At 32.3% G+C, this 13,841-nt stretch carries 12 protein-coding genes and 4 tRNA genes; 10 read left to right on the plus strand and 6 right to left on the minus strand.

Annotated features, from left to right (window positions below; genetic code table 11):
* Positions 1-43: 43 nt before the first annotated feature.
* Positions 44-997, minus strand: a complete 954-nt coding sequence (locus tag HW119_RS05470) for an IS110 family transposase (protein ID WP_177761900.1) — start codon at positions 995-997, stop codon at positions 44-46.
* A 396-nt stretch (positions 998-1,393) separates the two neighbouring features.
* Here HW119_RS05470 and HW119_RS05475 point away from each other — a divergent pair, with 396 nt between their 5' ends.
* Positions 1,394-2,494 carry a T9SS type A sorting domain-containing protein gene (locus HW119_RS05475; RefSeq protein WP_177761930.1) on the plus strand — a complete coding sequence of 367 codons (1,101 nt, stop codon included), beginning with the start codon at positions 1,394-1,396 and terminating at the stop codon, positions 2,492-2,494.
* Between the two features lie 174 nt (positions 2,495-2,668).
* Here HW119_RS05475 and HW119_RS05480 read toward each other — a convergent pair whose 3' ends face one another.
* Positions 2,669-3,607, minus strand: a complete 939-nt coding sequence (locus HW119_RS05480) for a 2-hydroxyacid dehydrogenase (RefSeq protein WP_177761932.1) — start codon at positions 3,605-3,607, stop codon at positions 2,669-2,671.
* 399 nt (positions 3,608-4,006) lie between these two features.
* Between HW119_RS05480 and HW119_RS05485 the strand changes: the two genes are divergently transcribed.
* Positions 4,007-4,474 carry a hypothetical protein gene (locus tag HW119_RS05485; protein ID WP_177761934.1) on the plus strand — a complete coding sequence of 156 codons (468 nt, stop codon included), beginning with the start codon at positions 4,007-4,009 and terminating at the stop codon, positions 4,472-4,474.
* Positions 4,475-4,548: 74 nt separating this feature from the next.
* On the opposite strand, the gene mgtE is transcribed toward HW119_RS05485, so the two are convergent.
* The 4 genes from mgtE to serS are packed head-to-tail and all read right to left on the minus strand — an operon-like array spanning position 4,549 to position 8,319.
* Positions 4,549-5,901 carry a magnesium transporter gene (gene mgtE / locus HW119_RS05490; protein WP_177761936.1) on the minus strand — a complete coding sequence of 451 codons (1,353 nt, stop codon included), beginning with the start codon at positions 5,899-5,901 and terminating at the stop codon, positions 4,549-4,551.
* Entirely contained in the window at positions 5,882-6,667 is a 786-nt protein-coding gene (gene rsmA, locus HW119_RS05495; RefSeq protein WP_177761938.1) for a 16S rRNA (adenine(1518)-N(6)/adenine(1519)-N(6))-dimethyltransferase RsmA, read from the minus strand. Before rsmA ends, mgtE begins: the two co-directional genes overlap by 20 nt.
* A gap of 17 nt (positions 6,668-6,684) precedes the next feature.
* Positions 6,685-6,996, minus strand: a complete 312-nt coding sequence (locus HW119_RS05500) for a DUF4286 family protein (RefSeq protein ID WP_177761940.1) — start codon at positions 6,994-6,996, stop codon at positions 6,685-6,687.
* Positions 6,997-7,047: 51 nt separating this feature from the next.
* Positions 7,048-8,319: a serine--tRNA ligase gene (gene serS, locus HW119_RS05505; protein ID WP_177761941.1), complete on the minus strand. Its 1,272-nt coding sequence runs from the start codon at positions 8,317-8,319 to the stop codon at positions 7,048-7,050.
* Between the two features lie 169 nt (positions 8,320-8,488).
* On the opposite strand from serS, the gene HW119_RS05510 reads away from it, so the two are divergent.
* From HW119_RS05510 to HW119_RS05545, 8 genes are all read left to right on the plus strand, one after another.
* Positions 8,489-9,001, plus strand: a complete 513-nt coding sequence (locus HW119_RS05510) for a hypothetical protein (protein WP_177761943.1) — start codon at positions 8,489-8,491, stop codon at positions 8,999-9,001.
* 2 nt (positions 9,002-9,003) lie between these two features.
* Positions 9,004-9,480, plus strand: coding sequence for a hypothetical protein (locus tag HW119_RS05515; protein WP_177761946.1), 477 nt, complete (start codon positions 9,004-9,006; stop codon positions 9,478-9,480).
* An 82-nt stretch (positions 9,481-9,562) separates the two neighbouring features.
* Positions 9,563-11,491, plus strand: a complete 1,929-nt coding sequence (locus tag HW119_RS05520; RefSeq protein WP_177761948.1) for a M1 family aminopeptidase — start codon at positions 9,563-9,565, stop codon at positions 11,489-11,491.
* A 79-nt stretch (positions 11,492-11,570) separates the two neighbouring features.
* Complete coding sequence (gene rseP / locus HW119_RS05525) at positions 11,571-12,920, plus strand: RIP metalloprotease RseP (protein ID WP_177761950.1); 1,350 nt, start codon at positions 11,571-11,573, stop codon at positions 12,918-12,920.
* An 83-nt stretch (positions 12,921-13,003) separates the two neighbouring features.
* Positions 13,004-13,077, plus strand: a tRNA-Asn gene (locus HW119_RS05530).
* Between the two features lie 61 nt (positions 13,078-13,138).
* Positions 13,139-13,212 (plus strand) — tRNA-Asn (locus HW119_RS05535).
* Between the two features lie 60 nt (positions 13,213-13,272).
* Positions 13,273-13,346 (plus strand) — tRNA-Asn (locus tag HW119_RS05540).
* A gap of 40 nt (positions 13,347-13,386) precedes the next feature.
* Positions 13,387-13,460: transfer RNA gene (locus tag HW119_RS05545), tRNA-Asn, on the plus strand.
* Positions 13,461-13,841 lie beyond the last annotated feature (381 nt).

The following is a 13,841-nucleotide window of genomic DNA, read 5'->3' on the forward strand; positions in this document are numbered from 1 at the left end:
GTTTCACTTCGCTCAGAATGTTCTGTGTTTCTATGCAACTATTTTAACAATAATTTTCTTGATATTTACCATTCGCTTTAGCTATTGCAAACGCTTGTTTTAATAGTTTGTTTGCAATAGCTATTTTAATTACTCTTTCTGGTTTTCCAAGGCTTTTCAATCTGTCGTACATTTCTTTACAAGTTTTGTTACAATGTTTAGCTGACCAACTGCACATATAAAGCAACTTTCTGATTTGTGCTTTACCCATTTTACAAATATGTCCTTTTCCCTTTACACTGGTTCCACTTTGATATATTCTGGGACTAAACCCTACATAAGCGATGAGCTGTTTATAATTCTCAAACTTCTTGAAGTTATCGGTTATCAAAGATAGCATCATTGCGGTTTTTCTACCTATGCCTGGAATACTCTCAATATTCTCGATAGTCTGACCGTATTGCTGTTTTGCTAATCGTTCCATTTCTACTTCGATTTTATGTTTGGTTTTTTCAAGATTGGAAAGATCTTTTTTTATAGTCTTTTCTAAAAATTTGTCTAACGAACCACTGCTTTCAAAGGCTTCTAATTGGCGTTTGTTTTGTTGGATTTGTTTATTTAACAGTTCAACTCGTGTGTATAAATGTCGAAGCTTCGTACAATTTTCACTTTCTTGTTCCCACTGTTTCAAGTCATACTTTTCACCATATTCGGCTATTGTTCTTGCGTCTTTTTTGTCCGTTTTAGCACGATAAAGCATTGTCTGACTAAAACGCTTGATCACCAAAGGATTTTCTACACAAACTTTAATATTCCGACTGCTTAAAAAAGTAGCTAATGGGAAATAATAACTGCCCGAAGCCTCCATAACAACCCAATCTACTTGTTCTATCAAATTTAACAACTGTTTAAATCCTTTTTCTTCATTAGGAAAAACAAAATAATCCCATCGTTCTTTTCGCTTAAAACTTACATCAAAAGTTTGTTTGCTAATGTCAATTCCAATAATTTTACACATACATAAAATGTTTTATCAGAAAAGAAATTACTACACTAATTTACCTATTCTAAATACAGGCTTTATAACCTAATGTTCTGTCCAAATTTTGTAGTAAGGGTAAAGGAACTAACATTCTGAACGGTCTTATATGACAAATGACAATCAATAGTCTTACTTCTTTACCCTTTCTTTTCTTTCTCGATTTACAATATTTAAAAATAACTATTTGCAAACATAGAATGACAGCGTTTTTCTTTTTTTGTCATTCCGTCGAAAGGAGGAGCTATTGGTTTTTAATTGATATTTATTTATATAATTTAAGATTAAAAAAAATATAATAATTTTTTACATAAATATATTTGATGTTTTGTAAAAATATTAACTTTATGTTAAATTTTAATTCAACTAAATGATATGAAATTACGTAACTTTTCTTTTTTAGCATTAATTGTTTTTATGACAAACAATATGAATGCACAGCAAGCTTTACCGTATTCTGAACCGTTTACTGGTTCAATTCCATCAACTTGGTATGTGGCTTCACCGAATGATCAGGTAATCATGTTCCATAATACCGCTACAAGTGCTTTTGAAGCACCAAACGCATCTACATCTGGATCATTGGTTTATAATTTCTTTGCTAATATTGGCTTTACAGAATTTGATTTAAGATCGCCTGTTTTGGTAAATCCTGATGCTAAATTAAAAGTTTCTTTTGATTTTGCTGGAGCTGTAAAAAAGACGGTTCCTGCCGCTTTGCCGTTTACTGAATATGCAGAAGATTATATTGAGCTTGAATATTCTACTGATGGTGGAACTACTTTTTTACCTTTCAATCAAATGTTGATTGGTTTAGATGGTGAATTAAATACTGCTGGATTTACTGCTAATTCGGTTTTTAATCCAACTGCAGCACAATGGGAATCAAAAACTTTAACTTTACCAGCAGGAACGAATCGTGTGAAATTCAAAGGGCAACGAACCATTAATATGGGTGCAGGAAATTTCTTTTATTTAGATAATGTTTCTTTCTCAATTTGTGAAACTGCAATGCCAACAGGTGAAACAACTCAGTTTAATGCCACTTACGAAACTTTAGCAGATTTGGTTGTGACTGGAACTGCTTTAAAGTTTTATTCTGATGCGAATGGTATTAACGAATTGCCTTTAACAACTCCATTGGTTTTAGGAACTACATATTATGTTACTCAAACATTGAATGATTGCGAAGGGTTGCCATTAGCGGTTCTTTATGATGATGCAACTGCAAGTGTTGATAATTTCTCAGTTTCTGATTTACGTGTTTATCCTAATCCAACTTCAGATTTGTTGAACATTGATACAGTAGAAAAAATTAATGCAGTAAAAGTGTTTAATTTATTAGGTCAAGAAATTAAAGTTGAAACAACTAATTTAAATCAAATTGATATGTCAAATTTAAGTGCTGGGACTTATTTAGTGCAAATTCATTTTGAAAAATTCGGAATTAAAACTTCGAAAATTATTAAGAAATAATATCAACTGATTGTAAATAAAAAACTCCGACAAAATTAAAACATTGTCGGAGTTTTTTATGATTTAAATGTAAAATTTGATACTTTGCAGGTTTATCTTTTAGCCCAGATTGTAGCGGCATCCTTTTGCTTTTCTCAGAAAGTAAAAGATATAGCGGAGAGCTGGAAAGAGCTTCTAATTAAAATCGGCTAAAATTTTATCGACGATTATTTGTGCTAGTTTGCGTTTGCTTTCAATTGTCCAGCCGGCAATGTGAGGTGCAAGTAACACGTTTTTTGCGGTGATTAAATATTGCATAGGTTCCGGAAGTTCGTTTTCAGAAAACATATTTTCAAACGACGATTTTTCGTATTCCAAAACATCTAAAGCAGCTCCAAAAATTTTACCGTTTTTTAAAGCAGTAACCAAAGCTGCGGTATCAACCGATTTTCCGCGTGCGGTATTCACAAACCAAAACGATTTTTTAAAATTCGATATAAAAATCTCATTGATTAAATGATACGTTTCAGACGTTTGTGGTGTATGTAAACTCAGAATATCTGTTTGTTCGAATAATTCTTGTAATGAAACTTGTTGAGCATTTTTATCACCAACATTAGTTTTGATGTCATAACAAATAACCTTGCAATTAAAACCTTGTAAACGTTGCGCAAATGCTTTACCCATGTTTCCGTAACCGATGATTCCAACGGTTTTACCTTCGATTTCAAAACCGCGATTTTCTTCGCGTAACCAAATGCCGTTTCTTACTTCTTGGTCTACTAAATTAAGTTTATTCATCAAACAAAGTAACATTCCTAAAGCGTGCTCACCAACCGATGAGCTGTTTCCTTCTGGTGCGGCAATCAATTTAATTCCTTTGTTTTGCGCATATTCACAATCGATGTTTTCTAAACCTGCACCAACGCGACCAATGAATTTTAGTTTGGTTGCGGCATCTAAAAAGGTTTTGTCAATTTTAAAACGACTTCTTAAAATGATTCCATCATAAGTTGCTATTTTTTGTTCGATTATTTCTTTTGGAGAGGTATAATCTTCGTGATTTTCAAAACCTGCTTGCGCCAATTGTTCAAGCATCAATTCGTGATTGGTATCTAAATGGAGTATTTTCATGACGGAATTTTTACAGCTTAAAAGTAATGAAAATTTCATTTTATTTATACTCTAATAGTTAGAAATGATTATTTAGTTAAAAAAGCGAAGTCTTTTTATTTAGAAATATTTAATTTGCTTAAGTGAATTTATCTGAAAGAAAATTTAATTAACGATGATTTAAAATGTTATTTTTTTAATATAATGCTACTTTAATGTTTTTTATAATGTATTTAGATTTTTAATCTAATTAACTGATTAGTATTGTTTTATATTATTATTATTATTATTATGACATTGATTGTTTTTGGAATTTAACTAATAATCATTAGGGCGGTACGTTTAATTTAAAACCAAAATTGTACCTAAAGTTATCGTCCTTTCGTTTGTTCGAATCAATAATAAGGTATAATTTTAATTATGAAAAATCTTTTTTTAATTTTTGCACTTTTAATTTCTTGTACATTAACGGTGCAAGCGCAAAATGTAATTGGAAAAATTTCTGACGGTAAGTATGTTATTACGATGGATACTAATGAAATTAAATTAGCAGGCGAGGCGTTATTAACAAAGCAAGGAATCACCGCCAGATTAACACGTTTTGAAATTTTACAGGACCGAGTTGATGGAGCTGGTGATATATACTATTTTCTTTTAGCTCAAACTGACGATAATAGTATAAAATTAGCCACAACGTTGAGTTTAAAAAATGGTTCTTTTTATCCTGAAGGAAATTATTTATTTTCTGGTTCAATTACTTGTTCGGGTTGTAGTAGAGGTTGTAATCCTCGTCATGAAAAATCCAGTGATGGAATCACTGATTGGTATTGCACTGCTTGTGCTAAAGGAACTGTAGGGGGATGTACAAAAACAGTGACTATGGATTAAAATTTGTTTAAGTTTTATTCATTTATTAAAATCAACTAAATAAAAAAACGCTTCCATTGAGAAGCGTTTTGTATTTAAAATCCTAAGAATAATTTGGCAATTGTAAAATAAATAAAAATTCCGAAAATGTCATTACTTGTTGTGATGAAAGGTCCGGTTGCAATTGCTGGGTCAATGCCATATTTGTTTAATAAAATTGGAATAAATGTTCCGATTAAACTTGCAATAACCATTACCATAACCAAAGCGGTTCCGATAGTAAAGGACATTTCGTAAGAAGTTTCCATTAAAAAATGGGTTCCGAATAAAAGTATGACTGCTAAAATGGTACTGTTGAATAAGCTTAGTAACATTTCTTTAGCTAATCGCTTAAACAACGAACCTGTTAAGGTGTTATTTGCTAAACCTTGAACAATAATTGCTGACGATTGTACACCAACATTTCCTGCCATTGCGGCGATTAGCGGTGTAAAGAAAAATAATATTTTATATTTTTCCATAGCATCACTAAAGCTTTGTGAAACGTTTACGGCTACAAAACTTCCAATTAAAGCAAGTAATAACCAAGGTAAACGCGCACGGGTCAATTCCCAAATGCTATCATCGGCTTCAACGTCTTGTGAGATACCAGCAGCCATTTGGTAATCACGGTCAGCTTCTTCTTTGATCACGTCAACGATATCGTCAATGGTAATTCGTCCTACCAAACGATTGGTTTCATCAACAACCGGAATGGCTTCTAAATCGTACTTTTGCATGATACGAGCAACTTCGGTATCTTCAGTATCAACCTTAACAGAATCAACCTTTGGGATGTAAATATCCATGACTTTAGTTGTTGTCGAAGAAGTGATTAAATCTTTTAAAGACAAACGTCCTTTTAAGCGGTCTTCATCATCAACCACATAAATCGAATGTACACGAGAAACATTTTCGGCTTGTTTACGAATTTCTTGAATACACGTTAAAACATTCCAATTTTCGTTCACCTGAATATATTCTTTCGCCATCAAACCTCCGGCGGTATCTTCATCGTAACGCAAAAGTTCAACAATATCTTTGGCGTGTTCAAAATCTTCAAGTTCAGAAATTACCTCGTCTTTCATTTCTTCCGAAAGTTCAGAGATGATATCTACCGCATCATCGGTATCCATCTCATCTAACTCTTCGGCAATTTCTTTAGCCGAAAGTTCACTTAAGATTTTTTCACGAACTTCTTCGTCAAGCTCCAAAAGAATTTCTGAACTGACTTCTGAATCTAAAAGTTTAAACAGATAACCTGCATCTGCTTCTTTCAGTTCGTTCATCAATTCGGCAATATCAGCAAAGTGAATATCTTCGAGTAGCTGAAGTATCGCTTGCTCGTTTTTTTCAGAAATTAAAGTTTCAATTTCCGTGATAAATTCCTTACTGATTTTGAATTCCATACGCTTCTATTTTTTGAGTGATGGTTATAAATTCTTCGAATCCTAATTGTTCTGGACGTAAGTTAAAGATTTCATCGTCTTTGATTTCGTCGTTAATTAAACTTTTAATGCTGTTTCGTAACGTTTTTCTTCGTTGGTTGAAAGCTGTTTTTACTACGGTAAAGAATAATTTTTCGTTACATGGTAAATGATAATTTTCTTTACGAATCATACGCATAACTCCCGATTTTACTTTTGGTGGTGGCGTAAAAACGTGTTCAGAAACCGTAAATAAATATTCTACATCATAAAATGCCTGACATAAAACCGAAAGAATTCCATAGGTTTTACTTCCTTTCTTTTCGCAAATACGTTCAGCAACTTCTTTTTGGAACATTCCAGAAAATTCAGGAATTTGATCGCGCATTTCTAAAGTTCTGAAAACAATTTGTGTAGAAATATTGTACGGAAAGTTTCCGATAATCGCAAAAGGTTCTTCATTGAAAATCTTCTTTAAATTGTATTTTAAGAAATCTTCACCAATGATGTGATTATGAAGTTTTTCGTAATGTTTTTCTAGATAAGCAACAGACTCCGTATCGATTTCAACCACAAAAGTTTCGATAGGTTTCTCTAATAAATATTTGGTTAAAACCCCCATTCCAGGACCAATCTCCAGAACTTTGTCATAACCTTGTAACGTAAGTGCATCGGCAATATTTTTAGCGACAGATTCGTCATTCAAAAAATGCTGACCCAAATGTTTTTTTGCTCTTACTTTTTCCATTTTGTTTGTTTAGGCGATTAGTGTTCGCTAATGATTTCTAATTCGGTACAGAAAGTTAGCATTTTATCTGCAAATCGTTTACGAGCTTCCATATCTAATGCAGCTTCGTTTTCTCTATAATAAGCATCTAAAGTTTCTTTGTTTGGAGAAGCATACTGAACCGAATAAGTAACGCCACCCATTTCTTCGTTAATTAAAACTCTTACCAAACGTGCCGATGTAAATTTACCTGTAGCAATCATGTTGGCAATGTGCTCATTTTGCATCCAATTTAACCATTCTTCGTGAATGCTTTCGTCGATGTTTGCAGTTATATTATAAATAATCATTGCTTGTATTTTGAATAAAAAACACCAACTTTTGATTGGTGTTTTTTTATGTTAGTTAATTATATCGAATCCGGTGTATTTTCTTAATACTTCTGGAATTACGATACCTTCTGGAGTTTGATAATTTTCTAAAATTCCAGCTAAAACACGAGGTAAAGCTAACGAACTTCCGTTTAATGTATGTGCTAATTGCGTTTTTCCGTCTTTACCTTTGAAACGTAATTTTAAACGATTGGCTTGGAATGTTTCGAAATTAGATACTGATGAAATTTCTAACCAACGTTCTTGAGCAGTTGAATAAACCTCGAAATCATAAGTTAAAGCTGAAGTGAATCCCATATCACCACCGCATAAACGCAAAATACGGTAAGGTAATTTTAATTCGTCTAAAATAGATTTTACATGTTCTACCATTCCGTCTAAAGCTTCATAAGATTTTTCTGGATGTTCGATGCGTACAATTTCTACTTTATCAAATTGGTGCAAACGGTTTAATCCACGAACGTGAGCTCCCCAAGAACCTGCTTCTCTACGGAAACATGGTGTGTAACCTGTTACAGCAACTGGCAATTCGCTTTCTTGTAAAATCACATCACGATAGATGTTAGTTACTGGAACTTCTGCTGTTGGAATTAAATATAAATCGTCTTTAGCATCGTGGTACATTTGCCCTTCTTTGTCTGGCAACTGACCTGTTCCGTAACCTGAAGCTTCGTTGATTAAATGCGGAACCTGAACTTCATTATATCCAGCTTCTGTATTTTTATCTAAGAAATAAGAAATTAAAGCACGTTGTAATTTAGCTCCTTTTCCTTTGTAAACTGGGAAACCTGGCGCAGTAATTTTTGTACCTAATTCAAAATCGATGATGTCGTATTTTTTGATTAAATCCCAATGCGGAACAGCACCTTCATGTAATGTTGGAACTTCTCCAGATTCGAAAACGTTTAAGTTGTCGTCTGCAGATTTTCCTTCAGGAACAATCTCTGTCGGTGTATTAGGTAATTTATATAATTCTTGAGTTAATTGCTCGGTTACTGCATTTAAAACTTCAGTAAGATTTTTAGTTGTTTCTTTAAAATCGGCAGTTTGTTCTTTAATTGCAGCAGCTTCTTCTTTTTTACCTACTTTCATTAATTCACCAATTTCTTTGGATAGCTTATTCGATTCGGCAAGAATGTTATCTAATTCAACTTGAGTACTTCTACGTTTTTCGTCAAGTTCCACAACTAATGCGATTAATTCCGAAGCATCGAAATTTCTCTTAGCAAGTGCTTTAACCACTTTTTCTTGATTTTCTCTAATGTATGCTATCTGTAACATAATAAAATAAAGTTTTTTATAGATAGCAAATTTACTAAATTAGAATGGCTTTCACTTTATGATTTCTGAATATTTTTGATTTCATAATTTCCGATATGAATTTTTGATACAAAACGATTTGTAAAATGTTAAATTTTTATATATTTATAGGTAATTTAAAATTAAAACAATGAATATTGAATTTAATCAAGCGAATAGAGTTAAAGGATTGATTTTTACAATAGTGTATTTAACTGTTGTTTTCGGAATCTTATTGTCTTTTTTTTCCCTTTTCGAAATTATTGATTATTTAGAAAATGGAAGCACTAAATTTAAAGTTATTTTAGGAGCTATCGGAATCATATTTCCTGTGCTTTTTTTGATAAGATTTGCGACTGACCGAGGTAGTTTTGTATTAAAAAATGATAAAATTTATATTGAAATTAATCATAAAAAATCACAAATTGATATTCAGCAAGTCGGAATGCTTATTTTTAATGATGGTCCTAGAAAAACCTTAGCCATTTATTCGAAATCGGGTCAAATTTTTGTGACACTTTGCCCCGTAATTGGTAAAACAGTTCCCGAAAAAATGCTTTTAGAAATCATTAATGAAATTTCTAAACACATCGAATTTAAAACTTCATCAAGAAAAGAAAAAACTTTAGGTCAAGAATATTTAGTAACCATTTATAATAGATAAATATGTTAGTTTCTGAAACAACTTATTATGTTGTAGTTGCAATAATAGCAGCGTCAATCATGGCTTTTCCGCTTTATGCGCGTTTTGTAAAAAAACAAGATAATAAATATGATATTATTTACTTTTTATTATTGATTTTATTTCCGATAAATTGGAACACACCAACCGTTTATACGATTACAGATTGTAATGAATTTTCTAAAGAAGTACTTTTGCTTCCGACAGAAAGAGACGGAATTTCATTTGGAATGGGTTCGTTTAACTATATCATTAATAACTCTAATAAAAATTTGTATTTTGAGAATGTTTATTACGGTGATGTCAAACCTAATGAAAATGTTTCTGATATAGAAATCGAATCAGGTGCTGTTGAAAAAATTAATATAATAAGTATCGATTATTTGTTTACAGAGCCAGATGAATTTGTGTCTTCAAAGTCAGGCGGAGCGGTTAAAACTGTTTTATATTGTCTAGATTAATTTCATGAAATTTTTACAAAAGTCATTTTTTTAATTCTAAATAAAATAAATAATTTATTTTTGAATTAAATATCAAACTGTTATGAAATTAAAAGGACTTGTTTGTTGTTTGTTTGCGTCTGGATTTGCATTTGCACAAACTTCTCACATAGATACGGATTATCAAAAAATGATTGAAAGAGAAATGCAATCTGCGCAAAAAAAGATGGCTTTTCGATACAATCCAAATACGCAAAATTATGATATCCGTTATCATAAAATCGAATTAACCGTAAATCCTGCTGTTTATTCAGTTTCTGGAAAAGTTACTTCTCGTTTCAAAGCTACTTCCGGAACTTTGAATTCGGTAGTTTTTGATTTAAGTAGTCCGCTTGTAGTTTCTTCAGTGAAACAAGGTACAACTAATCTTATTTTTAATCAGTTAAATAACGAATTGATAATTCAGTTAGCTCATCCTGTTGCCTTAAATCAAGAAGGCGAAGTTGAAATTACGTATTCAGGTGCGCCAACTTATGTAAACGAAGCTTTTACAACAAGTCAGCATAATGGAACTCCGATTATGTGGACACTTTCTGAGCCATTTGGTGCTAGAGATTGGTGGCCATGTAAACAGGATTTGACAGATAAAATCGAAAATATTGATTTTTACATTACTGCGCCATCTGCTTATAAAGGTGTTGCAAACGGATTGGAGATTTCTGAAATAACCAATAATAACGGAACAAAAACGGTTCATTATCAACATAATTATGCAATTCCTGCTTATTTAGTTGCTTTTGCAGTAACCAATTATCAAGTTTATACTCAAAATGCTGGAACAGCTCCAAATACTTTTCCGATTGTAAATTATTTATATCCTGAAAATTACAATACTGCGGTAAATCAAGTGGCAGTTACTCTACCAATTATGAATTTGTTTGAAAGTTTGTTTGAAACTTATCCTTTTCATGAAGAGAAATACGGTCATGCACAATTTGGATGGGGCGGAGGCATGGAGCATACTACGGTTTCGTTTATGGGAGGATTTTCTCGAGATTTAATTGCGCACGAATTGGCACATCATTGGTTTGGAAATAAAATCACTTGCGGAACTTGGAAAGATATTTGGTTAAATGAAGGATTCGCAGAATATATGTCGGGATTGGTTTTTGAACATTTGGATGGACAAACCGCATTTACAAATTGGAAAAGCAATAAAATTCAGAATATAACTTCGCAGCCTGGAGGAAATCTTTATTTGACAGATGCACAAGCGGAAGATTCTGACCGTATTTTTAGCGGAAGGTTGACTTATGATAAAGGTTCGATGGTGGTTCATATGTTGCGTTACGTTTTGGGTGATGCTAATTTTTACCAAGGAATGAAAAATTATTTAGCTGACCCAAATTTAGCTTATGATTTTGCTATAACAACACAATTAAAAACACATTTAGAAACCGTTTCGGGTCAAGATTTGACGGAGTTTTTTAATGATTGGATTTATGGTCAAGGTTATCCAATTTACAATGCTGCAGTTCAGGTTTTAGGAAATAATCAGGTTCGTGTAAATTTATCACAAACTACTTCGCATAATTCGGTTTCGTTTTTTGAAATGCCCGTGAAAATTAAGTTTTTTGGAACAAATAATCAAAGTGAAACCGTTGTTTTAAATCACACCCAAAACAATCAAGAGTTTATTGTAGATTTACCATTTGAAGTCCCGACGAATGTAGTTATTAATCCAGATAAAGATATCATTACCAAAAATGAATCTTATACTTTAGGAAATGATTCTTTTGATAAACTTTCAAATGCGATTCAAGTTTCGCCAAATCCTGTTTCTGATGTTTTGACTATTGAAAAACAAGGTGATTTCGAAATTCAAACGATTGATGTTTTTTCGGTAAATGGACAAAAGGTTTTAAAAAACGTCAGTAATCCTGTTGAGGTTTCGCAATTGTCAAGCGGAAATTATATTGCTGTAATTACTACTGATTTAGGGATATTTCATAAAAAATTTATAAAAAAGTAATAGTTTGAAAATAGTTTGGCGTATAGTTGAACTAAAATCTTACTTTTGCTAAACTTAAAAATAAATCTTATTTATTAGAATGGATATTGTAATTAAATTAACTCAGTTTTTACTGAGTTTATCTTTATTAATCGTTTTACACGAATTAGGACATTTTATTCCTGCTAAATTATTTAAAACTCGAGTTGAGAAATTCTATTTATTTTTCGATGTAAAATTTTCACTTTTCAAAAAGAAAATCGGAGAAACCACTTACGGAATTGGATGGTTACCTTTAGGTGGATATGTAAAAATTGCCGGTATGATTGACGAAAGTATGGATACTGAACAAATGAAACAAGAGCCACAACCTTGGGAATTTCGTTCAAAACCAGCTTGGCAGCGTTTAATTATCATGTTAGGTGGAGTAACCGTAAACTTTATTTTAGCATTTGTTATATATATTGGAATGACTTATTTCTACGGAGATAAATACATTGCAAATTCAGAATTGAAAGATGGTGTTTGGGTAGTTTCAGAACCTTTGGAACAAGCTGGAATGCAATCAGGTGATAAAATTATTTCGATTGATGGGCATTCGTTAGATCGTTTTAACGAAGCTAATGCAGAGTTAATTACGGCTAAAGAATTAGTGGTTGATAGAAACGGTGAACAAAAAACGATCCAATTACCTGTTGATTTTGTTGACCAATTGATGAAAAACAAAACTGAAGGTGGATTAGTTATTCCTAGAATTCCTGTAATTGTTTCTGCAATCGATGAAACGTCACCAAATTTTGAAACTTTACAAGTAAAAGATTTTATCAAACAACTTAATGGACAAGAGATAAAATATGCAGATGAATTTAAATCTGCGTTAGAAGCTTATAAAGGACAAACGGTTGATGCTGTAATTGTTCGTGATAATAAAGAACAAAATGTACAATTAAAAGTTGATGCAGAGGGTAAATTAAATATGGCTTTTGCAATGGGTGTTAATTTAAACGATGCTGAAAAGTTGGGGTTGTTTAAATTAAATACCGATCATTATACATTAGCAGAATCTATTCCGGTTGGATTACAATTAGGAGTTGATAAATTGGTTGGATACGGAAAACAATTAAAAATGATTGCTTCTCCAGAAACTGGGGCGTATAAAGGTGTTGGTGGATTCAAAGCAATTTTTGATATTTTTCCTCAAACTTGGAGTTGGGAAGCATTTTGGAGTATTACTGCTTTGTTGTCAATTATGCTTGGGGTTATGAATTTATTACCTATTCCGGCATTAGATGGTGGGCATGTTATGTTTTTGTTATACGAAATGATTTCAGGTCGTAAACCAAGTGATAAGTTTATGGAATATGCGCAAACAATTGGTTTTGTTTTACTTATCGCATTGCTTTTATTTGCTAATGGTAACGATATTTATAAGTCGATTGTAGGTAAGTAAAAAAGATTCATTTTTTTTCGGCTTAGGCTTTGCAGAAATGAAAAATCGTTCTATATTTGCATCGCAATAAAGGTAACACACCTTCCTCCTTAGCTCAGTTGGTTAGAGCATCTGACTGTTAATCAGAGGGTCCTTGGTTCGAGCCCAAGAGGGGGAGCAAAATGCCTAAAGCACGTTCTTATTTATTGCAAATAAAAAGAAACTGAAAAGTTACAGTTTCCTCCTTAGCTCAGTTGGTTAGAGCATCTGACTGTTAATCAGAGGGTCCTTGGTTCGAGCCCAAGAGGGGGAGCAAATTACGCAAGTAATAATCTTTTATTTATTGTTTTTAGAAACTTAAAAATTTAAAGTTTCCTCCTTAGCTCAGTTGGTTAGAGCATCTGACTGTTAATCAGAGGGTCCTTGGTTCGAGCCCAAGAGGGGGAGCAAATTACGCAAGTAGTCAAAATTTTTTAAATTCTAAGTTTCCTCCTTAGCTCAGTTGGTTAGAGCATCTGACTGTTAATCAGAGGGTCCTTGGTTCGAGCCCAAGAGGGGGAGCAAAACAACAAAGCCTTTACAGAAATGTAAGGGCTTTTTTCGTTTATGTACCACTGTAAAGCATTTTGTCAACTTTTAATACATGAAATGCTAAGTTAGTTATGGTGGAAAAGGTGTAAAATTCGGGGGAATATTATTTTTAAAAAAGGGGGAATTCAAATCTTCATTTTTAAAATGGGGACTTATTGTAAGTCAGTTTGTTACGTCAATGTTTTTAACTAAAAAAATATTGAAAATGAACTTTAATCAAGTGAAAGTGTTATTCGTTTTGCGAAAAAATAAACCGAATAATCAAGGATTATGTCCTTTAGTTTGCAGAATTACCATTAATTCTTAAAGACGTGAATTAAATACAGACTTTCTTCAATAAAGCAATATTTT

This window comes from Flavobacterium sp. I3-2 (genome assembly GCF_013389595.1).
Taxonomy (GTDB): domain Bacteria; phylum Bacteroidota; class Bacteroidia; order Flavobacteriales; family Flavobacteriaceae; genus Flavobacterium.